General features: G+C 74.1%; 20 protein-coding genes and 1 riboswitch. Of the genes, 8 read left to right on the forward strand and 12 right to left on the reverse strand.

Features of this window, described 5'->3' with window-relative positions:
- Positions 1 to 33 precede the first annotated feature (33 nt).
- Positions 34 to 2,358: a VIT domain-containing protein gene (locus tag AB0K03_RS13215; protein ID WP_364683884.1), complete on the reverse strand. Its 2,325-nt coding sequence runs from the start codon at positions 2,356 to 2,358 to the stop codon at positions 34 to 36.
- A complete protein-coding gene (locus AB0K03_RS13220; RefSeq protein ID WP_364683886.1) occupies positions 2,355 to 2,996 on the reverse strand; it encodes a MerR family transcriptional regulator in 642 nt (213 codons plus the stop codon). The genes AB0K03_RS13215 and AB0K03_RS13220 overlap by 4 nt, the downstream gene beginning before the upstream one ends.
- 94 nt (positions 2,997 to 3,090) lie before the next feature.
- On the opposite strand from AB0K03_RS13220, the gene AB0K03_RS13225 reads away from it, so the two are divergent.
- Complete coding sequence (locus AB0K03_RS13225) at positions 3,091 to 4,710, forward strand: sensor domain-containing diguanylate cyclase (protein ID WP_364683888.1); 1,620 nt, start codon at positions 3,091 to 3,093, stop codon at positions 4,708 to 4,710.
- A 33-nt stretch (positions 4,711 to 4,743) separates the two neighbouring features.
- Here AB0K03_RS13225 and lexA read toward each other — a convergent pair whose 3' ends face one another.
- The 4 genes from lexA to AB0K03_RS13245 form a co-directional block, all read right to left on the reverse strand.
- Positions 4,744 to 5,388, reverse strand: a complete 645-nt coding sequence (gene lexA / locus AB0K03_RS13230) for a transcriptional repressor LexA (RefSeq protein ID WP_364683890.1) — start codon at positions 5,386 to 5,388, stop codon at positions 4,744 to 4,746.
- A gap of 241 nt (positions 5,389 to 5,629) precedes the next feature.
- Entirely contained in the window at positions 5,630 to 5,986 is a 357-nt protein-coding gene (locus AB0K03_RS13235; protein WP_364683892.1) for a nuclear transport factor 2 family protein, read from the reverse strand.
- On the reverse strand, positions 5,983 to 6,447 hold the full coding sequence (locus AB0K03_RS13240; RefSeq protein ID WP_364683894.1) for an SRPBCC domain-containing protein: 465 nt from the start codon (positions 6,445 to 6,447) through the stop codon (positions 5,983 to 5,985). The genes AB0K03_RS13235 and AB0K03_RS13240 overlap by 4 nt, the downstream gene beginning before the upstream one ends.
- Complete coding sequence (locus AB0K03_RS13245) at positions 6,444 to 6,761, reverse strand: metalloregulator ArsR/SmtB family transcription factor (protein ID WP_364683896.1); 318 nt, start codon at positions 6,759 to 6,761, stop codon at positions 6,444 to 6,446. The genes AB0K03_RS13240 and AB0K03_RS13245 overlap by 4 nt, the downstream gene beginning before the upstream one ends.
- Before the next feature lie 96 nt (positions 6,762 to 6,857).
- Between AB0K03_RS13245 and AB0K03_RS13250 the strand changes: the two genes are divergently transcribed.
- The 4 genes from AB0K03_RS13250 (at position 6,858) to AB0K03_RS13265 (ending at position 9,872) form a co-directional block, all read left to right on the forward strand.
- Complete coding sequence (locus AB0K03_RS13250; protein ID WP_364683898.1) at positions 6,858 to 7,349, forward strand: VOC family protein; 492 nt, start codon at positions 6,858 to 6,860, stop codon at positions 7,347 to 7,349.
- 24 nt (positions 7,350 to 7,373) lie between these two features.
- Positions 7,374 to 7,441, forward strand: a riboswitch (guanidine-III (ykkC-III) riboswitch).
- Positions 7,442 to 7,450: 9 nt separating this feature from the next.
- Positions 7,451 to 7,765, forward strand: coding sequence for an SMR family transporter (locus AB0K03_RS13255; protein WP_364683900.1), 315 nt, complete (start codon positions 7,451 to 7,453; stop codon positions 7,763 to 7,765).
- Between the two features lie 170 nt (positions 7,766 to 7,935).
- Positions 7,936 to 8,448, forward strand: coding sequence for a hypothetical protein (locus tag AB0K03_RS13260; protein ID WP_364683902.1), 513 nt, complete (start codon positions 7,936 to 7,938; stop codon positions 8,446 to 8,448).
- A 242-nt stretch (positions 8,449 to 8,690) separates the two neighbouring features.
- The gene (locus AB0K03_RS13265) at positions 8,691 to 9,872 is read left to right on the forward strand and encodes an MFS transporter (protein WP_364683904.1); all 1,182 of its coding nucleotides are present in this window, start codon (positions 8,691 to 8,693) and stop codon (positions 9,870 to 9,872) included.
- Here the strand turns inward: AB0K03_RS13265 and AB0K03_RS13270 are convergent.
- The 4 genes from AB0K03_RS13270 to ngcE form a co-directional block, all read right to left on the reverse strand.
- The gene (locus tag AB0K03_RS13270; RefSeq protein ID WP_364683906.1) at positions 9,865 to 10,953 is read right to left on the reverse strand and encodes a Clp protease N-terminal domain-containing protein; all 1,089 of its coding nucleotides are present in this window, start codon (positions 10,951 to 10,953) and stop codon (positions 9,865 to 9,867) included. The two genes, AB0K03_RS13265 and AB0K03_RS13270, sit on opposite strands and share 8 nt — an antisense overlap.
- A 91-nt stretch (positions 10,954 to 11,044) precedes the next feature.
- Positions 11,045 to 11,896: a carbohydrate ABC transporter permease gene (locus tag AB0K03_RS13275; RefSeq protein WP_364683908.1), complete on the reverse strand. Its 852-nt coding sequence runs from the start codon at positions 11,894 to 11,896 to the stop codon at positions 11,045 to 11,047.
- Complete coding sequence (locus AB0K03_RS13280; protein WP_364683910.1) at positions 11,897 to 12,802, reverse strand: sugar ABC transporter permease; 906 nt, start codon at positions 12,800 to 12,802, stop codon at positions 11,897 to 11,899.
- A gap of 2 nt (positions 12,803 to 12,804) precedes the next feature.
- Positions 12,805 to 14,214, reverse strand: coding sequence for an N-acetylglucosamine/diacetylchitobiose ABC transporter substrate-binding protein (gene ngcE, locus AB0K03_RS13285; protein WP_364683912.1), 1,410 nt, complete (start codon positions 14,212 to 14,214; stop codon positions 12,805 to 12,807).
- Positions 14,215 to 14,347: 133 nt separating this feature from the next.
- Here ngcE and AB0K03_RS13290 point away from each other — a divergent pair, with 133 nt between their 5' ends.
- Positions 14,348 to 16,150 (forward strand): glycoside hydrolase family 3 N-terminal domain-containing protein, encoded by a 1,803-nt coding sequence (locus AB0K03_RS13290; protein WP_364683914.1) that lies wholly within the window; start codon positions 14,348 to 14,350, stop codon positions 16,148 to 16,150.
- 46 nt (positions 16,151 to 16,196) lie between these two features.
- Here the strand turns inward: AB0K03_RS13290 and AB0K03_RS13295 are convergent, their stop codons facing one another.
- Positions 16,197 to 17,177, reverse strand: a complete 981-nt coding sequence (locus AB0K03_RS13295) for a BadF/BadG/BcrA/BcrD ATPase family protein (protein ID WP_364683916.1) — start codon at positions 17,175 to 17,177, stop codon at positions 16,197 to 16,199.
- A gap of 45 nt (positions 17,178 to 17,222) precedes the next feature.
- On the opposite strand from AB0K03_RS13295, the gene AB0K03_RS13300 reads away from it, so the two are divergent.
- A complete protein-coding gene (locus AB0K03_RS13300) occupies positions 17,223 to 18,158 on the forward strand; it encodes a MurR/RpiR family transcriptional regulator (RefSeq protein ID WP_364683918.1) in 936 nt (311 codons plus the stop codon).
- Positions 18,155 to 19,084, forward strand: coding sequence for an N-acetylmuramic acid 6-phosphate etherase (gene murQ, locus AB0K03_RS13305; RefSeq protein WP_364683919.1), 930 nt, complete (start codon positions 18,155 to 18,157; stop codon positions 19,082 to 19,084). The genes AB0K03_RS13300 and murQ overlap by 4 nt, the downstream gene beginning before the upstream one ends.
- Here murQ and AB0K03_RS13310 read toward each other — a convergent pair.
- Complete coding sequence (locus tag AB0K03_RS13310; RefSeq protein ID WP_364683920.1) at positions 19,077 to 19,868, reverse strand: isocitrate lyase/phosphoenolpyruvate mutase family protein; 792 nt, start codon at positions 19,866 to 19,868, stop codon at positions 19,077 to 19,079. The two genes, murQ and AB0K03_RS13310, sit on opposite strands and share 8 nt — an antisense overlap.
- Positions 19,869 to 19,881 lie beyond the last annotated feature (13 nt).

Raw genomic sequence — 19,881 nt, forward strand, 5'->3', positions numbered from 1 at the left:
CCCCTCGTCCGCGAGGGGCGGGACATCGCCGGATCAGCGCTTCCAGAACGGCTTGCGCTCCGGCGTGGACCCTCCGAACTCCTCGAGGACCCGTCGCGCGTCCGACCACTGCGCGCCGAGATCACCCGGCTCGCGCAGCCGGGTCACGAGCTCCAGCAGCGGCTTGACGTCGTCCGCCGGGAGGCCCTCCAGCACCGCGGCGAGCCGCGTCGCCAGGTCGGCCAGCAGGTCGCGGCGCTCGGCCGCCGGCCGCCCCTCGGCGTCGCGCAGCCGGCGCGCCTCCACCGCCACCAGCGCGGCGAGGTCCTTCATGGTGAGCCCGGAACTGGTCGGCGCCGCCATCTTGCGGTTGCTGCCGCGCAGCATCATCCCGGACGGTACGGCGGCGAACGGCTGCGGACCGGTGCGCGCCTGGGCCCGTACCGGCGCGAACGACGGCCGGCCCGGTGCGGCGGCCGCGGCCGGTGGCATCGGCGCCGCCCCGGCGGCGAGGAACTGCGGCGGCTGCGCGGCACCGAACATGTCCCAGCCCGACGGCGACTCGACGGGCTGGGTCACGCGCCGGCGCTGCCCGCCCTCGTTGACCACGCGGCTGTCCACCGCCACGAAAGCGGTGAAGCGGCACAGCACCCCGTACCGCAGCGAGGTGGCGACGATCTCCTGCTCGAGGCTGTGATCGCCGGCCGCGTACCGGTCCTCGAGCTCGCGCAGCCGGGTCCGCGCCCACTGCGCGGTGACCGCCGGCTCGTCGCGCCGCTCGACCGGCACCTCGGCGGTGAACTCGGCGTCGTCGCGGGTGCGTCCCCGGACGGTCACCGAGGACGGAACCGTCCCGCTCCAACGGCCGAACATCACCAGCGGCACGCCGGGGAAGATCGACTGTGCCCGGCCCGGCTCGACGCCGCTCACCGTCACGCCGGTGACCAGCGGCGCGCCGATGCGGCGGTGGATCTGCTCCATCGCCTCGTCGAGGCGGTCCTCGCTCTCCACCAGCTCGCACCGGCCGGCGCCCAGCGCGGCCAGGCGGCCCAGGAAGCCCGCGTTCACCGCCCGGTCGATGCCGACCGTGTGCAGGCGCGTCGGGCCGATCAGCGACGTGACCTCGGCGAGGATCTGGTCCTCGTTGCCCACCTGGCCGTCGGTGACGAGCACGAGCACCCGGTCGCGGCCCTCCGACCCCGCCAGCAGCGTCAACCCCTGGCGGAGCGGGGCGAGCAGCTCGGTGCCGCCCCGCGCGTCGGCGCGGGCGAGGTGCTCGACCGCGCGGAAGCGATTCCGGTCGGTCGCCTCGGACAGCCCCTCGCCGAGGTCGGCCGGGTGGTCGATCTGGTGGTCGAAGGTCAGCACGGCGAACCGGTCGGCCGTGGTCAGCGTGTCCACCACCCGGGCGGCGGCGCGCCGGGCGGCGACCATCTTCCAGCCGCCCATGCTGCCCGAGCGGTCCAGCAGCAGCACGACGTCCTTCGGCCGCGGCGCACCGTCGCGCGGCTCCGGCGGCACCACGACCAGCTGGTACGTCACCCCGTCGGCGTCCGCACCGCCGTCCGGCACGAACACCGCGCCCGAGCCGTCGCCCTCGTACGGCAGCCGCAGCACGAAGTCCCGGTCGGCGCGCTCACCCGGCGCGATCTCCACGTGCCCCTCGCGGCTGGTGACGGTGTGCAGGCTCGAGCGGACACCGGCGAGCGGCAGCCCGGCCGTGTCGATGTCGACCCCGATGGACAGCCGCAGCGGGTTGGGGAACCCGGGCAGCAGCACCGGGGGAGTGATCCGGGAGGCGTCGGGCACGGCGTCGGTGTCACGGGCCTGCCCGTCGCCGGCCGGGGTGCCGGGCAGCGGCGTACCCGGGATGTAGCGGGGCGCGACCACCAGCGGGAACCGGAACGTCGCCGCGCCGTCCTCCCAGGGCAGCGGGCCGGCCAGGGAGAGCTCCACGACGACCCGCTCGCCGGGCGGGATGTTGCCCACCCGCATGGTGAAGACGTCGGGACGTTCCTCCTCGGCGATGGAGGCCCGCTGCCCGGCCTCGATCGCGCGGTCGTACGCCTCCCGGGCCGCCGCGCGCTCCTGCAGCTCCGCCTCGACCGTCCGGCCGCCCGCGGTCATGGTCATCGCGGTGACGGCGGCCCGGTCGGGCAGCGGGAAGACGTACGTGGCCTCGAGCGCGGTGTCGTGCGCGTTGACGAACTCGGTGGTCACGGTGGTCCGGGCGACGAGGCCGCTGATGCGCGCACGCACGTCGAGCCGGTCCAGGGGCAGGTTGCCGCGGTCGGTGTGCAGCGCTCCCACGCCGGCGTCGGGCAGGATGCGGATGCGGCCGAGCTCCGCCGGCTCCATCGGGGTGACGGACAGGGTCATGACGGGCTCCCATCATCGGTGTGCGGCAGGGGTGCGGGCTCGGGACGGCGGACCGGGTCGTCGCCGGCGGGTTGCTCGAGAAGGCCCCGGACGGCCAGAAGGCTCAGCAGGGGCTGCGCGGCGGCGGCGACGGCTGCGTGGTCGGCCGCTGACGGGCGTACCGGAAGGACCAGGATCGCGCCGCCGCCCAGCGCGACCGCGCCGATCTCCCGGGCCGGCGCGGCGGTCCGATCGGCGGCCGGGATCGCCGCCGGAGCCGCCGGCGCGGGCGCAGGCGCGGCGGTCCAGAAGCGGGGCCGGGCCGGCGCCTGCGGTCCGGGCGTTTCGTCGGCCAGCAGGTCCTGCGGCACCCGCGCGACCGCGGCGAGCACGTCGTCCGGCGCGCCCGCAAGCTCGGCCTGGATGGCGGCGAGCGAATGGCCCTGGGCCTGGCGCCGCTTGAGGGCGACGAGCTGCAGGAGGTGGCGGTTGCCGTAGAGCGCGGTGCGGCCGCGCATCGCCGCCGGCCGGTCGACCAGGCCGGTCGTCGTGTACCACCGCACGGCCCGGCGGTCGGGCACGTCGCGGACCCGGCCGTTGGGCGCGCCGGGGTATTCGGCGGTCAGCGCGCCGCGTACCCGCTCGAGAAGCTCGTCCATCGTCCACACACTGTTATATTGACACTGTCATCGTGACAGTGTCAAACGCCGGTAGTTTTCTTCACTTCGCCCAAGGACGGCCGATCGGGGCGGTATGACCGACGCGAAGATCGACGAGGCGGAGCGCGACGCGGCGTTCGCGGCCACGGTGGCGCGCCACCCCGACGCGTTCGTCTGCGCGGTGAGCCCGGCCGGTCTCTTCGCCGACCTGCCGGAGACGTTCGACCCGGGACGCCTGCGCCCGGTCACCGGCCCGCGCTCCGCGCTCGACCTCGTCGTGCTGGAGGACCAGCCGGAGGTCATCGACGCCTGGCACGCGTTCCTCGCCCGCGGTCTGGCGCAGTGCCGGGTGCACCCGCTCTCCGCGCCGGGCCAGCTGGTCGACCTGCACATGATCGATCTGACCCACCGGTACGGCGTGCAGATCGTGCTGTTCGCGGGGCTGGACGGCCACCCCGCCCACCTGCCGCTGGAACACCAGGTGATCAAGCCGCGTCTGGTCACGGTCCGCAAGAACTCGAACGCGATCATCGTCGGCGCCGACCCCGAGATCGTGCGCGTCCTCGGCTGGACCGCCGACGAGCTGCTCGGCACGCGCGCGGTCGACCTCGTGCACCCCGACGACCGGGTCCGGGCCATCTCCAGCTGGATGGACATGCTCGCCTCGCCGAACGGCGAGGCCCGCCGGGTACGCCTGCGCCACCTGCACCGCGACGGCTCCGTCGTCTGGTTCGAGGTCACCAACCACAACCAGCTCACCGCCCCGGGCGTCGGCGAGGTGGTGGCCGAGATGCTCGACATCTCCGACGAGATGGCCGCCCAGGAGGCCCTGCGCGCGGGTGAGCAGCTGATGCGGCGCCTGACCGAGACCATCCCGATGGGCATCGTGCAGATCGGCACCGACCGGCGGATCGCGTACCAGAACGAGCGGGCGGCCCGGGCCATCGGCGCCGGGGTCGGCGACGTGCTCGGCGGCGCGCTGCTGGACCGCATCCTGCCCGGCGACCGGCCGGCGATCGACGCCGCGATCGACACCGTCCTGCGCGAGGACCGCGACGTGGAGGCCGAGTACGGCTATCGCAACGTGGAACGCGGCCCGCGCCGCGTCCGGGCCACCCTGCGCGCCCTCACCGGGCCGGACGGCGAGGTCACCGGCGCCATCATCTGCCTCACCGACGTGACCGACGACGTACGCCTGCGCGACGAGCTCAAGCAGCGCGCCACGTACGACGCCCTCACCGGGTGCCGCAACCGCGCCTCGACCCTGACCGCGCTGCAGGAGGCGCTCGACGCCCCCGGCCGTACCCGCGGCACCGCGGTGATCTTCATCGACCTCAACAAGTTCAAGCAGGTCAACGACGCGTACGGGCACGCCGCCGGGGACCGCCTCCTCACCCACGTGGCGTCCCGCCTGCGCGGTGCCGTCCGCGACGGCGACGTGGTCGGCCGCTTCGGCGGCGACGAGTTCGTGGTCATCTGCCCGGACGTGCCGAGCGCGACCGACGCGCGGCACATCGGGCAGAGCCTGGTCGCGGCGCTGGTCACCGGCGGCCTGGACCTGGCGGGGGAGCGGCTGCTGCCGCAGGCCAGCATCGGGGTCGCCTGGGCCGGGACGCAGACGTGCGCGGACACGCTGATCGCCCGGGCCGACGCGGCGATGTACGAGGCGAAGAAGTCCCGCACCGGCCGCCTGGCCCTCGCCCTGGCCGACTGACCGAGCCGTCGGCGGCCGTCGCGGGCCGGCAGGTCAGGTGCGGCGCAGGACCGACACCACGCGGCCGAGGACGGTGGCCCGGTCGCCGTCGATCGGCTCGTACGCCGCGTTGCGCGGCTCGAGCAGCACGTGGCCGCCGCGCCGCCGGAACACCTTGACCGTCGCCTCCTCGTCGATCATCGCGGCCACGATGTCGCCGTTGTACGCCTCGGGCTGCCGGCGGACCACGACGATGTCCCCGTCGCAGATCGCAGCGTCGATCATGGAATCGCCCTGCACCCTGAGGCAGAACAGGGTGCCGCGTCCGACCAGGTCACGCGGCAGCGTCAGGGTCTCCTCGGCCGCCTCCTCCGCGAGGATGGGGGTGCCGGCGGCGATGGTGCCCAGCAGCGGCACGCCCACCGTCGCCGGGTCGCGCACGTCGCGGACGGCCGGCTCCAGGAACATGCGTACGTCGACCGGCCGGGTCACGTTGCGGCCGCGGCGCAGGAAGCCGTACTCCTCCAGGGCGCGCAGGTGCCGGCTCACCGACGAGGTCGACGCCAGCCCGATCGCGTCCGCGATGTCGCGCGTGGACGGTGAGTAGCCGTAGCGCACCGCCCAGTCCCGGATGACCCCGAGGATCTCTCGCTGCCGAGTGGTCAGCATGGACGTGTCGAAATCCTCGCTCAGAAGCATTCCACGATCTTCGCCGACGGGTGCGGCGCCGGGCGATCAGGCACGCCGTCACGGCTCGGCCGGCTGTTTCACCCCTTCGGGTGGAAGCCGGGTGCGGCCGGGATAGCCGTGATCTTCGGCGGGCACTGAGCGCAGCCAAGACGGTCCGGCCGCCGCGCCCGGGACGCCGACCCCCGTACCCGGTGAGCGGTCCGTCTTGCCGGGGGTGTGCCGGCCTTCCCCCGCCGGCGCGCCCCCGCCCTCAGGGCAGCGGCACGACGTACGAGTCGACGCGGGCTATCAGCCCGCCGCGGAACGTGAACAGGTCGTTGAACGCGAACCGGAACGGTCCGTGCTCGACGCTCTCGCCGCGGCCCTCGCCCGTGGTGACGACGACCGGGCCGTCCTCGTACACCCTGCGCACCTCGAGCTGCGGGCTGCCGGTGAAGGCGGGATTCTCGATCTCGCCGTCGAACTCCGCCTTGCCGCGGGTGGTGCGGTGGCCGTGGATGACCCACTCGACGTCATCGGTGAGCGTCGCGAGGACCCGCGGGTGGTCGCTGCTGCGGAAACCCTCGAAGTATTCGGCGACGAGGTCGCGCTGAGCATGCGATGTCACAGTCCGCTCCTTCCCGGTCCGGTGTCGCCTTCCAGATGCTTCGCCAGGGCGTCGAGGATGGACGCCAGCCCGTCGGCCGCCTGGGCCGTCCGCAGCTCCGGGGGCAACCGGCGCTGGTGGACGGTCAGGTCCGTGCCGTCCCCGGCGGGCTGCAGGCGTACGGTCGTCCGCAGGCCGGTGACAGGCTCGTCGAACACCAGCTCGTGCGGCGCGGCGACGAGCACGTACACGAACCGCAGCCGGCGGGTCGCGCCGCCCGGCGCCCGTGTGTCCAGCGTGAACTCGCCGCCCGGACGCACATCGGCGGTGACCGAGCCCGCCGGAACGGTGGCGTGCGAGCCGCCCCAGAACGCCGCGATGCTCGCCGGTGACGTGAACGCGGCCCACACCCGTACGGGATCCGCTCGCAGATGCCGGCGCGCGACCAGCTCGTCGCCGTGCAGCTCGGCCCGCGCGGTCACCGGGTCTCCTCATCCAGGTGCCGCTCCAGGGCGTCGAGCCGGTCGTGCCAGGCGCGGCGCTGGTCGTCGATCCACGAGCCGAGCAACCCGAGCTGATCGGCGCGCAGCCGGCAGGGACGTCTCGTACCCTCGCGGCGCTGCTCGACCAGGCCGCACCGGCGCAGCACGCCGACGTGATGGGAGATCGCCTGCGGGGTGAGGTCGAACGGTTCGGCGAGTTCTCCCACCGTGGCGTCGCCGTGCGCGAGGCGGCTCACCAGGGCGCGGCGCACGGGATCACCCAGGGCCGCGAAGGCCGCGTCGAGATCGGGCATGGCCTCACCCTAATGCAAATATCTGTTTGCGCAAAGAGTCATTTGCTGAAGCGCATGCGGCCGTGGACTGACCGGAATCGCCGCCACACTCACGCCATGACCAGCGACATCCTGCTTCCGGACCAGTCCGTCCCCACCGCCGGCGCGGTGCTGAACCCGTTCGTGATCGTCGACGACGCGGCCGGCTTCGTAACGTTCGTGACCGAGGTCTTCGGCGTACCCGAGACCGCCGAGGCCCGCACCCCGATGCCGGACGGCAAGCTCATCCACGCCCAGCTGCGGCTCGGCACGGTCGACCTGATGGTCGCGGACCGGCTCGACGACTGGCCGGCCCGGCCGGGCCTGCTGCAAGTCTGGGTACGCGACGTCGCCACGGTGCTGCGGCGCGCGGCCGGCCGCGGCGCCACGACGGTCACCCAACCGACCCCGTTCTACGGCGAGTGCACGCTCGGCAGGATGCTCGACCCGTGGAACACCGTCTGGTGGCTGTGGGCGCCGGCGCCCGGCCAGCCGGACCCGGCGCCGAGCCGGGAGGGCGTGGTCTTCGCCACTCTGGACCGCACGCTGCGGTCGTTGGCGGGCCGGTGAGTCTGCTGCGCGTGCCATGCTGGGCGTGAGTCCGTGCTCACGGACTCCCGGACGAGGGGTGCCGTACCCGGCTCGCGACAAGACGGCCCGTGGAGGTCGTCATGTCCTGGCTCGTCCTGGTCCTCTCCGGCATGCTCGAGGCCGTCTGGGCCGCCGCGCTCGACCGGTCGCAGGGCTTCAGCCGGATCGTCCCGTCGGCGGTCTTCGCCGTCGCGTTGGTCGCCAGCATGGCGGGCCTCGCCTACGCGATGCGCGACCTTCCGGTCGGCACCGCCTACGCGGTCTGGGTGGGCATCGGAGCGGTCCTCACCATCGTGTACGCGATGAGCACCGGCCAGGAGCCGATCTCGGCCCTGAAGCTGCTGTTCCTCGCCATGATCGTGGCCGGGGTCGTGGGGTTGAAGCTGGTCCACTGAGCCTGCCGCGTTCGTGAGGGCCGGCGCTGCGGTTGCCGGGTTTGACGTCGGCGGGCTTTGACGTCGGCGGGCTTTGACGTCGGCGGGCTTTGACGTCGGCCGGCTTTGACGTCGGCCGGCTTTGACGTCGGCGCGCGGAAAGTGTCGTACCCCGGGGGCATCATGTCGGCATGGCTGAACCCGCTGCTCCGATTCCACGGCCCCGTCTGGAATTGTCGCTGCTGGAGGCACGCACGCGATTCGTGCAGCTGGCGCGGCTGGCCAACCTGACCCGGCAGAGCACGGTCATCACCGACGGCGGCCGTCCGATCGCGGCGATCGTGCCCGCCGATTCCGTGCCGGACGCCGCTCCCGCTCCCGCTCCCGCTCCCGCTCCCGCGCCGGACGCCGCTCCCGCTCCCGCGCCGGACGCCGCTCCCGGTCCCGTGCCGGGCGCCGTTCCCGGTCCCGGTCCCGTGCCGGACGCCGTTCCCGGGCCCGCGCCGGTGGCCGGCTCCGGTGGGTCGGCGGCGGGATGGCTGCGGCGGATCGAGACGCTCCGCGCGGATCTCCACCGTCAGCACCGGGCGCTGGAGGTCGCCCTGGACGAGGCGTGGCGCGAGCTCGACCGGGTCCGGCCGGCCGGCTCCGATCCCGGCATCGACGCGTTGCGGCTGTCCCATGCCGATATCCGCCGCCGGTGAGAAAGAAGCGTCATCCATGGTGAAGGCGATCGACGCCGGTGTCCTGGCGGTCGGCTGTCTCGATGACGGGCGCCCTCCGCGAGTGGCTCAGCGATGCCCGGTGACGGGTTGATGCCGGACCTCGGGGCGGCGGGACCCGCGACGGCGTCCCGCTGCCAGCCGGTTCCGGGACCGTCGCAGCTCATGGTTTCCGTGTTCGTGCCGCGTTGCTGTGCCGTGATCGATGATCGAACCGGGACGCCGTGAATGACACGGTCCGGCGGGGGCGGGTCGCCACGTCGCTGACGTTTCTGCTCTTCGGCACGGCGCTCGGTGTCTGGACCTCGCGCATCCCCGCGGTGAAGCACAACCTCGGGCTGAGCGACGGCCGGCTCAGCTACGCCCTGCTGGCGTTCGCGGCCGGGTGCATCGTCGGCATGGCGGTATCGGGGCGGCTCACCGATCGGTTCGGCAGTTCGCGGGTGCTCGTGCCGGCCGCGGTTCTCGAAGGGGTGTTGCTGGTGCCGCCGGGGTTCAGCGGCGGGCTGGTGGCGCTCTGCTCGTTCCTCTTCCTGTTCGGCGCGGCGCACGGGACGCTCAACATCGCGATGAACGCGAACGCCATCGAGGTGCAGCGGGCGTGGGGACGGCCGATCATGTCGTCGTTCCATGCGATCTACAGCGTCGGCGGGTTTCTCGGGGCTGTCGCGGGAAGCCTGTTCGCGCGCGGCGGGGCCGGGGTGGGGGTCACGTTCGCCGCCGTCGGGAGCGGGGTGCTCGCACTGGCCGTGTGGGCCGCGCTGTGGGTGTTCTCCGACGGGTCGGGCGCGAGGCCGGGCGGCGAGTCCCCGGGTGAGGGCGAGCCGGCGCGCCGGTCGTGGCTCCTCGCCTTTCTCGGCGTGCTGGTGTTGTGCACGCTGGTCGGCGAGGGGGCGGCGGCCGATTGGAGTGCCGTCTACCTGCGGGACAACTTGGGGGCGAGCGCCGGCTCCGCCGCGTACGGGTTCGCCGCTTTCTCGATCATGATGACCGTGGGCCGGGTGTTCGGCGACCGGCTGGCGCTCGCCCTGGGTCCCGTCGCACTGGTGCGGCTCAGCGGCGGCCTGGCCGCGGTCGGTCTCGGCGCGGCGCTGCTGGTGAGCCACCCGGTCGCCGGGGTGGCCGGGTTCGGGCTGCTGGGCGCAGGGCTGTCGGGCATCGCTCCGCAGGTGTACTCGGCCGCGGGCAACCTCGACCCCCGGCGCGCCGGCCGGGCGCTGTCCACGGTGGTCAGCATCGGGTACGTCGGCTTCCTGCTCGGCCCGATTCTGATCGGCGCGGCGGCGACCGTGGTGGGGCTGCCGTCGGCGCTGTGGATCCCGGTCGTCCTGGCCCTGTTCGTAGCGGCCGGCGCCCGGGCGATGGCGTCCCCGAGACACCGCGCCGAGACCGCCGGGGTCAGCTGAGCGTGCGCCGCAGGGACGCGACGTCGAAGCCCGCGACGGCGAGCAGCCCGGCCGCGTGCGACGCGTCGTCGGCGATGAGGTCGCGGACCAGGGCGAGCGTGTCCGGGTAGCGCACCGTGAGCATCCGCCGCGGGAGCCGTTCCCCGGTGGCGTCTCGGTGACCACCCGGCCCGGCGGCTCGGAGACGTTCGTACGTGACCCCGGCGGCCTGGAGCAACGCAGCACCCCGGAAACGCGGGTCCGCAGGGTCGACGAGGTACGGCAGCCGCTGCGCGACCTCGTACGTGGCGGCCACGGCGAGCAGGATGTCCGAGCTGTCCGGACCGCCGTGCCGGCGCCGCGCGGAGTCGGCGCTGCCCTGCCCGGGCCGCGCGGATTCGGCACCGTCGTGCCGGGGCGGCGCGGATCCGGCGCCGCCGTGCCGGCGGTGGGCCTGTTCCGCCGCCTCCAGCCTGATCCACTGCATCGGGTGGCGACCGTAATTGATCCGTACGGCGATCGCGAACGCCGTCATCGGCCGCCGCCAGCCCGGCGAGCGGAAGCCGGACCGGCCGATCAACCGGTCCCGGACGTGGCGCAGCGCCGGTTCCACGTCGTCGCGTACGGCCGGGGTCCTGCCCGCCGCGAGGTCCGCGTGCAGGTCCGTGGCCGGGATGCCGCAGATCGCGAGCAGTTCCGTCGCGCGGTTGCCCGGGTCCTCGAGGAGCGCGAGCAGGACGTCGGCGGGGGTGCAGACCGTCCGCACGGTGGCCGCGCGGTGCAGGGCCTCCGCCGCTGCCGCGGTGAAGGGTACGGGGGTGCCGCCGTCGGCGATCACGATGTCGTGCGGGCCGTCCGGGCCCACGCCGGCTGCGTCCGCGGAGGTCCAGCGGCCGAGCCGGCCGTCGTCGACCGTGAGCGCGACCGTGCGGGTGAGCCCGGCCGCCGCGAGCGGGCCGCGGGTGGCGTCCAGGTTGGTCAGGGCGATCAGCAGATGATTCGTGCCGAGCGCCTCGTCGTCGCCGCCGCGCAGGAACGCGGCGGCGACCATCAGGCGAACGCCCGGGTCGCCGGGGAACACGTCGGTGCGGGATGTGGACACCCGCTCATTCTGCGAACGCCGCGGCCGGCGGCACATCCGGCTGCGGTCGGGGCTTGCCGGACGCAGGGTTCAACCTTCGGTATACCGCCGCTCAGCGAGGATGCCCGGCCGCCAGGCCGCTCTGCACCTGCCGGTGCAACGCCAGGTATCCGACGAGGACCGGCAGCATCGCGATCGTCATCCCGGCGAACAGGCCGCTGTAGTCGCCGCGATATCCCTCGTTGACCGCCAGCGCCGTGAGTCCCTGTGCCAGGACCCAGCGCCGTTCCGCGCCTTCGCCCTGCATGAGCACGATGGGCAGGACGTACTGGTTCCATTGGAACAGGAAGACGAAGATCCCGACGCTGACCAGGCCGGGGCGGGCCATCGGCAGCATGACGCGGAAGAACAGGCGGTAGTGCCCGCACCCGTCGACCATCGCGGCCTCGGCGACCGTGGCGGGCAGCGTACGGAAGAAGGCGGTGAGGAAGAAGACCGTGAACGGCAGCGAGTAGGCCGCGTACACCAGGATCAGACCGGGAAGCGTGCCCAGCAGTCCCAGATCGCGTACGACGAAGAACAGCGGCACGAGGGCCAGGAAGACCGGGAACATCATGCCGCCTGCGAACGCGAAGTAGACGAGCCGGTGGCCTCGGAAACGGTAGCGGGCCAGGACGTACGCGGCCATCGCGCCGAGGGTCATCGTCAGCGCCAACGCACCCGTCACGACGATCGCGCTGTTGAGGAAGTAGCGGCCGATGTGCGCGTCGTCCCACGCCCGTGCCCAGTTCTCCCAGCGTGGCCGCGACGGCAGGCCCCACGGGTCGGTGAGGATCTCGTTGTCGCTCTTGAGCGAGCTGAGCACCGCCCACAGCAGCGGCAGCGTGGTCAGCAGCGCCCAGCCGGCCAGGAAGCCGTGGGAGAGCACGGGGACGACGCGCCCGGGCCGGGGCGGCAGGGTCATCTACAGCTCCACCCGGTCGCGGCGGGTCACGCGCAGGAAGAGGGCGGCGACCGACAGCGTCAGGAAGAACATCGCCACGCCCATCGTCGACGCGTAGCCGAACTGGGCGTCGGTGAAGGCCGTCTTGTAGAGGCGCAGCCCCACGACATCGGAGGAGAAGCCGGGGCCGCCGTCGGTGACGATCTGCACGACGGCGAACGCGTCGATCGCGACGATCGCCAGGTACACCCAGGCGACCTGGATGGTGTCCCACAGCAGCGGTACGGTCACCCGGAACACGGTGGTGGCGCGGCTCGCGCCGTCCAGCATGGCCGCCTCGTAGATGTCGCGGGGGATCGCCTGCATGGCGGCGCCGAACAGCACGACGTAGAAGCCGGCATTGCTCCAGAGCAGCACGAAGGCCACACACCAGAAGGAGAACCGCGGGTCGCCGAGCCAGGGGCGGGCCAGCGCCTCCAGCCCCGCCGCGCGCAGGGCGCCGTTGAGCAGGCCGCTGTTCGGCGCGTAGATCTGCTTCCACAGCACGCCGATGACGGCCACGGACAGCACCTGGGGGAAGAAGTAGACGATCCGGTAGAGGGCGGCGCCGCGTACGCCGTGCACACCGGCCCGGTCACCGCGGCCGCCGACGCTGATCATCGAGGCCAGGAAGAGGCCGAGCGCGATCGTCGCCACCGGTAGCAGGACCAGCAGCAGGGCGTTGTGCCACAGGGCGTTCCAGAACAGGCCGTCGCCGCCCAGCCGCCGGACGTTGGCCAGGCCGACGAACTCGTACCGCGGGGTCAGGCCGCGCCAGTCGGTGGCCGCGATCGGGAAGGCCTGCGCGTACGGCGACAGCACGAAGACGCCGTACAGCAGCAGCGGCGGGGCCAGGAACGTGGCGACGAACCGCCGCTTGCCGCGCACCGTCAGGCCCGCTTGTACTTCTTGATCGACGGGTCCCTGGCGATGTCGTCGGCCGCCTTCTGACACCGGTTCACCCAGCCGGCCGCGTCGATGCGCCGGGCGAACAGGTCGGCGGTCGCGGCGTTGACGAAGGTGCGCTCCAGCTTGCGGTAGTACGACGGGTAGAGCCAGGTGAACGTCTGTGCGCCGGGCGCGGCCATCATCCGGGTGACCGAGGTGAGGCCGGGCGGCAGGTCGATGCCGGCGGCGGCCCCGGCGACGCAGGTGAGGCTGCCGGCCTTGCGGGTGAAGTCCGCCGCGGCGGCGCGGGACAGCATGATCCGCAGGTATTCGAGGCCGCCGCGGACGTTCTTCGCCTTGGCGGGCACGACGAACGCCTCGCTGCCGGCGCCGCGGAACGCCGCGTACGGAAGCTTGTCGCCGGAGGTGAGGCTCGGCGTGGGCGCGACCGTCATCCGGAAGCCGGGCGGGGTGACGGCCTTCTGCTCGTTCTCCAGCCAGGAACCGCAGGAGATGAGGGCGGCCCGGCCCCGGCACCACTCCGTCTGGGCCTGGATGTGGTCCATGCCCTCGGCGCCGGCCTGCACGAACCCGTCGACGGCCAGCTGGCGGTACGCGTCCACGGCCGTGCGGACCGCGTCGTGGCGCCACGCGCCGGGCTCGAGGTTGTCGATCGCCGTGAGCACGTCCACCCCGCCGAGCTTGGCCGCGGCCGCGAGGATCGGCCAGCTCATGTAGCGGGCGTGCACCCCGGTGTACGTCCACGGCGCGATGCCCGCCGCCTTGATCCGCCGGCACAGCGCGATCATGCCGTCCCAGGTGGCCGGGTACTGCCAGCCGCGGTCGGCGAAGAGCTTCTCCGAATACCAGACCCCGTACGCCGAGTACGCATAGTTCAGGGCGAGGAACGTGCCGTCGTACGACCCGGCGTCCACGATGCCCGGCAGCAGCGTGTCCTTCACCCTCACGGCGGGGTCGTCGAGGCTCGGCGCGTCGAGCAGCTCCCCGAGGTTCGCCAGCGCGCCCTGGGAGACCAGCGCGTTGAAGTCGATCTGGCTGCCGCCGGAGTTGTCCACCACGTCGGGCGGGGTGCCCGCCACGAACCGGGGTTGCAGCGTCTCGGCGATCTGCTGGGTGGCCGAGTGCTCGACCCGCGCGCCGGGGTGACGCTCGCGGTACATCGCCTCGTGGTCCTTGGCGTACTCCTCCCCGAATCCGCCGTTGAAGACGACGACCTCGAGCGGGGCGTCCTCTTCGACCCCGAGCGGGTTCGCCGCGCTCTTCTCGCCTTTGGCGTCGTGGTCGTCGCTGTCGCCACCTAGTGCGCAGCCGGTGAGCGCTCCCGTGCCGGTGAGGACACCAACCGCCGCGGTGCCCTGCAGCAACCGGCGCCGGCTGATCGTCTGTGCCATGTCGTACCCCTGACTCGAGGGAATATCAACATTTCTCCATGTGTCGCACAGTAGGATGAATGTTTCCTTCGGCGCATTCAAGTGTCATGAAACTTATTGCCATGGCCGGAGGCCGCGAGTACTTTCGGTCGTCATGCGGATGCGTCCGGTCGCCTCGTTCGTCACGCTGGCCCTCGCCGTCCTCGGCTCGGCGGTGCCCGCCGATCCCGCCGCCGCGCGACCCGGACCGTCCGAGGTGGACCGGATCCTGGCCCGCATGACGCTGCCGGAGAAGGTCGGGCAGCTGTTCACCACGTACGCGTACGGCGCCGACGCGACCGCACCCTCCGCATCGGACGCCGCCGCCAACCGCCGGCTCTACGGAGTGGACACCCCCGCCGAGGTCGTCGCCAAATACCACCTCGGCGGCGTCATCTACTTCACCTGGACGAACAGCCTCCAGTCGCCGCGTCAGCTCGCGTCCCTCGCGAACAGCCTGCAGGCCGCGGCGACCGGCACCGGCGCCCGCGTCCCGGTTATGATCTCCACCGACCAGGAGCACGGCGTCGTGTCGCGGATGCCGGCGCCCGCCACGCAGTTCCCCGGCGGCATGGCGCTGGGCGCCGGACGCTCGGTGCGCGACGCCTACCGCACCGGCCGGGTCACCGGCGCCGAGCTCGCCGCGGTCGGCATCGGCCAGGACTGGGCCCCGGTCGCCGACGTCAACGTCAACCCCGCCAACCCGGTCATCGGCGTACGGTCCTTCGGCAGCGACCCGGCGCTGGCGGCCGCCCTCACCGCCGCGCAGATCGAGGGGTTCCAGCGCGGCGCGAACACCTCCGCGGCGGCCAAGCACTTCCCGGGCCACGGCGACACGGCCACCGACAGCCACACCGGGCTGCCCGTCATCACCCACACCCGCGAGCAGTGGTCGCGCATCGACGCCCCGCCGTTCCGGGCCGCCGTCGCCGCGGGCGTCGACGCCGTGATGACCGCGCACATCGTGGTGCCCGCCCTCGACCCCTCCGGCGACCCGGCCACGCTGTCCCGGCCGATCATCACCGGGCTGCTGCGCGGCGAGCTCGGCTATCGCGGCGTGGTCGTGACCGATTCGCTGGAGATGGCCGGCGTCCGCGAGAAGTACGGCGACGAGCGCGTCCCGGTGCTCGCCCTCAAGGCCGGTGCCGACATGCTGCTGATGCCGCCGAACCTCGACGTGGCGGTCGGCGCGGTGCTGGGCGCCGTCGCCTCCGGCGAGCTCACCGAGGACCGCATCGACCAGTCCGTCCGCCGCATCCTCACCCTCAAGCACAAGCGCGGCCTGCTGTCGTGGACGCCCCTCGATCCGGCCGCCGCCGAGCGCGTCGTCGGCCGCCCCGCGCACCTGCGGGTGGCCCGCGACGTCACCGACCGTACGGTCACGGCGATCCGCAACGACGCGGGTCTGCTGCCGCTGCGCGGCGCCGGGTCCGTGCTGGTCACCGGGTGGAGCTCGGCCGCCCAGCGCACCGTGCCGGTCCTCGCCGACTCGCTGGCCGCTCGGGGGGTCAGCGCGACGGCGCTCGTCACCGGCCTGCCCACCGACGCGCAGATCGCGGACGCGGTCGCCGCGGCGGGCCGGCACGATGTGACCGTGGTGCTCACCTCCCGCGCCTGGGACACCACGGCCGCCGATCCCGGAGGCCGCCAGCAGGCGCTCGTCCGGGCGCTGGTGACCGCGGGCCGCCCGGTCGTGGTGGTCGCCGTGCGGGATCCGTACGACATCGCGTACCTGCCGGGGGTCACCACGTACCTGGCCACGTACAGCTACGCCGGGGTGGCCATGGAATCGCTGGCGCGGGTGCTCGTCGGCGAGCTCTCGCCGCGCGGCCGGTTGCCGGTGGCGATCCCGGTGGCCGGCGACCCGTCGCGGAACCTGTATCCGTTCGGCTACGGGTTGACGTGGAGGACGCGGTGAGCGGCGTGCGCCGGAGCGGGCTGCCGACGGCGACGGGGGAGCGTCGTCACCCGCTCCGGCGCCGGCCGGGCTCGTGACCGGTCAGCCGGGCGTGCACGGCGGCCGGCACGGTCCCGGTGAGCCGGGCGAGGGCGAGCGCAGCCGCGCCGGCCGCCCCGTCGGCCGCCTCGCGAGGTTCCGCCCCGGTGCGCCGGGCGACGCCCTCGTGCACGGCCCGCGCCACCGGGCCGGGAGAGAGCAACACGGATCCGGCCAGCACCACGTCCCCGGCGGGCGGCCCGACGACGTCGAAGGTGTGCAGCAGCTTCGCGGCCGCGGCGGCGCAGATCCGCAGCGCCACGGCGTCCCCGGCGTCCGCGGCCTCGCTCACCGCCGGCGCCAGCCCGCCCAGCTCCGCAGGCGGCCGGGCGAAACCCGCGGCGACCAGCGCCTGGGCGAGATCGTCCCCGGCGGCCCGGTCCGCACCGGCCCACCGGAGGGCCGCCTCCAGCAGCACGGTCGGTTCGCCCCGGCCGTCCACCGCGGCCACGGCCGCCCGCATGGCCCGCAGCCCCATCCAGACCGCCGAGCCCTCGTCGCCGAGCAGCCATCCGTAGCCGTCGCAGCGGCGCTCCAGGGCGCCGCCGGCGAAGCGGGCCGCCAGCGCGCCGGTGCCGGACAGCAGCAGCACACCGCCGGGCTGCGGGGTGCCGGCCGTGAACGCGACCTCCAGGTCCGTCACGGTCCGCACCTCACCGGCCGGCCCGGCCGCGGCCCAGGCCCGCCCCGCGGCGGAGCGGAACGCCTCCCGCGCCGCGCCCGCCGAGCCCGCGCCGCCCACCACGCCGGCCCGGACCCGCGCCGGATCCACGGTGGACAGCGCGGCGCGCAGGGCGGCGGCGAGCTCCCCGGCCACATCGCCGCCGCTGCTGTTGAGGTTGGCGCCACCCGCCACGCCGCGGCCGACCACCGCGCCGTCGAGCGTCGCGACCACGCAGCGGGTGGACGTGGCGCCCGCGTCCACCCCCACCACCAGACCCCGGTCCATAGTCCGGTGACCGTACCCCCATCCCCGTGAAGGACACCCCGCTCCATGACAGGCACCAGGCGCACGCCGCCACCGACCGCGCCGCGGGCGGCCGACCGCTCACCCACCACCGTGCGGGCCCGCGGCCTGCTGCCCTCGCTGTCCCCGGCCGAGCAGCGGGTCGCCCGAGTGATCATCGACGAGGCGGCGACCGCCGCCGGGCTGACCATCAGCGACCTCGCCGCCCGCGCCCGCGCCTCGGAGACCACGGTCATCCGGTTCTGCCGCGCGATGGGCTTCGGCGGCTACTCCGAGCTGCGGCTCACCCTCGCCGCCGAGGCGGGCCGCGCGGCCGGGGCGGCCACCACCGGCGGCGAGCTGATCGACAGCGACATCAGCGAGACCGACGAGCTCGTCCAGGTCGTCAAGAAGATCGCCTTCGCGGACGCCCGGGCCGTCGAGGACACCGCCCTGCAGATCGACGTCGCGGTGCTGCAGCAGGTCGTGGATCTCATCGCGGGTGCCCGCCGGGTCGACATCTACGGCGTCGGCGCCAGCGCCTTCGTCGCCGCGGACTTCCAGCACAAGCTGCACCGCATCGGGCGCATCTCGTACGCGTGGAGCGACCTGCACGTGGCGCTCACCAGCGCCGCGCTGCTCGACGAGCGGGACGTCGCCTTCGGCATCTCGCACACCGGGGCGACCGCCGACACCGTCGAGGCGTTCGCGGAGGCGGGCCGGCACGGCGCCCGGCTCGTCGCGCTGACGAACTTCCCGAAGTCGCCGATCACCCGGATCGCCCACCACGTGCTGACCACGGCGGCGCGGGAGACGACGTTCCGGTCCGGCGCGATGGCCAGCCGGCTCGCCCAGCTGACGGTCATCGACTGCGTGTTCGTCGGCGTCGCGCAGCGGACGTACCCGCAGACCCGGCGTGCGCTCGAGGTGACGTACGAGGCCGTCCGCGGGCGGCGGGTGGACTCCGGCCGGGGGCGCGCGTGAGGCCCGTGGAGCAGGCGCCGCTGGCCCGTACCGAGCAGCGCAACCCGCGGACCGCGGCGATCGACCGGATGTCCAGCCTGGAGCTGCTGCACGTCATCAACGACGAGGACCGTACGGTGCCCGGCGCGGTGGCCTGCGTCCTGCCCGTGCTCGCCGCCGCCGTGGACCTCGCCGTCGAGGCGCTGTCCGGCGGCTGCCGCGTCCACTACGTCGGCGCGGGCACGTCCGGGCGCCTCGCCGTGCTGGACGCCGCCGAGCTCGGTCCCACGTTCGGGATGGAACCGGGGCGGGTGGTGGCCCACCTCGCCGGGGGGCCGGCCGCGCTCACCGACGCCTCGGAGGGCGCGGAGGACGACGAGCAGGCGGGCGCGGCGGCGATGGCCGGGGTGAGCCCCGGGGACCTGGTGGTCGGCGTGACGGCCAGCGGGCGTACGCCGTACGTCCGCGGCGCGCTGACCGCGGCTCGCTCCCGCGGCGCACACACCGTGCTGGTGTCGGCCAACCCGGCGGCGCCGCTCGCCCGACACGCGGATCTGCACGTCGCGCCGGACACCGGGCCGGAGGTGGTCACCGGATCCACCCGGATGAAGGCGGGCACGGCGCAGAAACTCGTGCTGAACGCGTTCTCCACGGCCACGATGGTGCGGCTCGGGCGCACGTACTCGAACCTGATGACCGACATGCTGCCCCGCAACGACAAGCTCCGCGACCGGCAGCTGCGGATCCTGGCCGACGCGACCGGGGCCGACGCCGCCCGGTGCCGGGGCGCCCTGCGTGACGCGCACGGCGATGCGCGGGTGGCGGTCGTGATGCTGCTCGCGCAGGCCGCGGCCGAACCGGCGCGGCGGGCCCTGGACGAGGCCCGCGGGCACGTCCACGCCGCGCTGGCCGCGCTCGAGCGCGGTCCCGCCGGCGGGTTCAGCTGAAGGCCGCGGCCGCCTCGTCGCCGGTCAGCGCTTGCTCGCGGAACGTGGTGGTGCCCGCGGTCAGCAGCTCCCGGGCGGCGTCCCGCAGCGCGCCGTACGCCGCCCACGCCAGCGCCCCGCCCGTCGACACGCGGCGGACCCCCAGCTCCGCGAGCTCGGCGACGGACGGCGCGCCGGCCACGGCGAGCACGTTCACGGGCGCGGCCACCGACCGGACCAGCCGCCCGATGTCGGCCGGTGAGCGCAGGCCGGGCGCGTAGACGACGTCCGCCCCCGCCTCCCGGTATGCGAGCAGCCGGCGGATCGTGTCGTCGAGGTCGTCGTGCCCGTACAGGTGGTTCTCGGCGCGCGCGGTGAGCACGAGGCCGTGCCGCCGGCAGGCCTGCGCCGCCGCGGCGACCCGCTCGGCACCCACCTCCCCGGGCACGACTTGCCCGGCCGCCGGGTCGTAGTCCTCGATGGAGATGCCCGCCGCGCCGGCCACGGCCAGCAGATCCACGGTCTCCGTGATGCCCGCCGCGGTGTCGGAGAAGCACCATTCGGCGTCCACGCTCACCGGCACGGCCACTGCCGCGGTGAGCGCACGGACGTGCGCGACGAGCTCGTCCCGGGTGACCTGCTGATCGAGCCGGCCGAGGCTCGCCGCGAACCCGGACGAGGTGGTGGCCAGCGCGGGGAAACCGAGGTGCTCGAGCAGCCGCGCCGAGCCGGCGTCCCAGGGGTTCGGCATCACGAACGTCCCGGCGTCGTGCAGCGCGCGGAACCGGTCCTGGACGGAAGTCATGCGGCCATCCTGC

This window comes from Actinoplanes sp. NPDC049316, assembly GCF_040677315.1.
Taxonomy (GTDB): Bacteria; Actinomycetota; Actinomycetes; order Mycobacteriales; family Micromonosporaceae; genus Actinoplanes.

Excerpts from the sequence above, each read along its gene's own strand:
- AB0K03_RS13215 (WP_364683884.1), bottom strand. The coding sequence starts at position 2,358 with ATGACCCTGTCCGTCACCCCGATGGAGCCGGCGGAGCTCGGCCGCATC.
- AB0K03_RS13220 (WP_364683886.1), bottom strand. The coding sequence starts at position 2,996 with ATGGACGAGCTTCTCGAGCGGGTACGCGGCGCGCTGACCGCCGAATAC.
- AB0K03_RS13225 (WP_364683888.1), top strand. The coding sequence starts at position 3,091 with ATGACCGACGCGAAGATCGACGAGGCGGAGCGCGACGCGGCGTTCGCG.
- lexA (WP_364683890.1), bottom strand. The coding sequence starts at position 5,388 with ATGCTTCTGAGCGAGGATTTCGACACGTCCATGCTGACCACTCGGCAG.
- AB0K03_RS13245 (WP_364683896.1), bottom strand. The coding sequence starts at position 6,761 with ATGCCCGATCTCGACGCGGCCTTCGCGGCCCTGGGTGATCCCGTGCGC.
- AB0K03_RS13250 (WP_364683898.1), top strand. The coding sequence starts at position 6,858 with ATGACCAGCGACATCCTGCTTCCGGACCAGTCCGTCCCCACCGCCGGC.
- AB0K03_RS13255 (WP_364683900.1), top strand. The coding sequence starts at position 7,451 with ATGTCCTGGCTCGTCCTGGTCCTCTCCGGCATGCTCGAGGCCGTCTGG.
- AB0K03_RS13260 (WP_364683902.1), top strand. The coding sequence starts at position 7,936 with ATGGCTGAACCCGCTGCTCCGATTCCACGGCCCCGTCTGGAATTGTCG.
- AB0K03_RS13275 (WP_364683908.1), bottom strand. The coding sequence starts at position 11,896 with ATGACCCTGCCGCCCCGGCCCGGGCGCGTCGTCCCCGTGCTCTCCCAC.
- ngcE (WP_364683912.1), bottom strand. The coding sequence starts at position 14,214 with ATGGCACAGACGATCAGCCGGCGCCGGTTGCTGCAGGGCACCGCGGCG.
- AB0K03_RS13290 (WP_364683914.1), top strand. The coding sequence starts at position 14,348 with ATGCGGATGCGTCCGGTCGCCTCGTTCGTCACGCTGGCCCTCGCCGTC.
- AB0K03_RS13295 (WP_364683916.1), bottom strand. The coding sequence starts at position 17,177 with ATGGACCGGGGTCTGGTGGTGGGGGTGGACGCGGGCGCCACGTCCACC.
- AB0K03_RS13300 (WP_364683918.1), top strand. The coding sequence starts at position 17,223 with ATGACAGGCACCAGGCGCACGCCGCCACCGACCGCGCCGCGGGCGGCC.
- AB0K03_RS13310 (WP_364683920.1), bottom strand. The coding sequence starts at position 19,868 with ATGACTTCCGTCCAGGACCGGTTCCGCGCGCTGCACGACGCCGGGACG.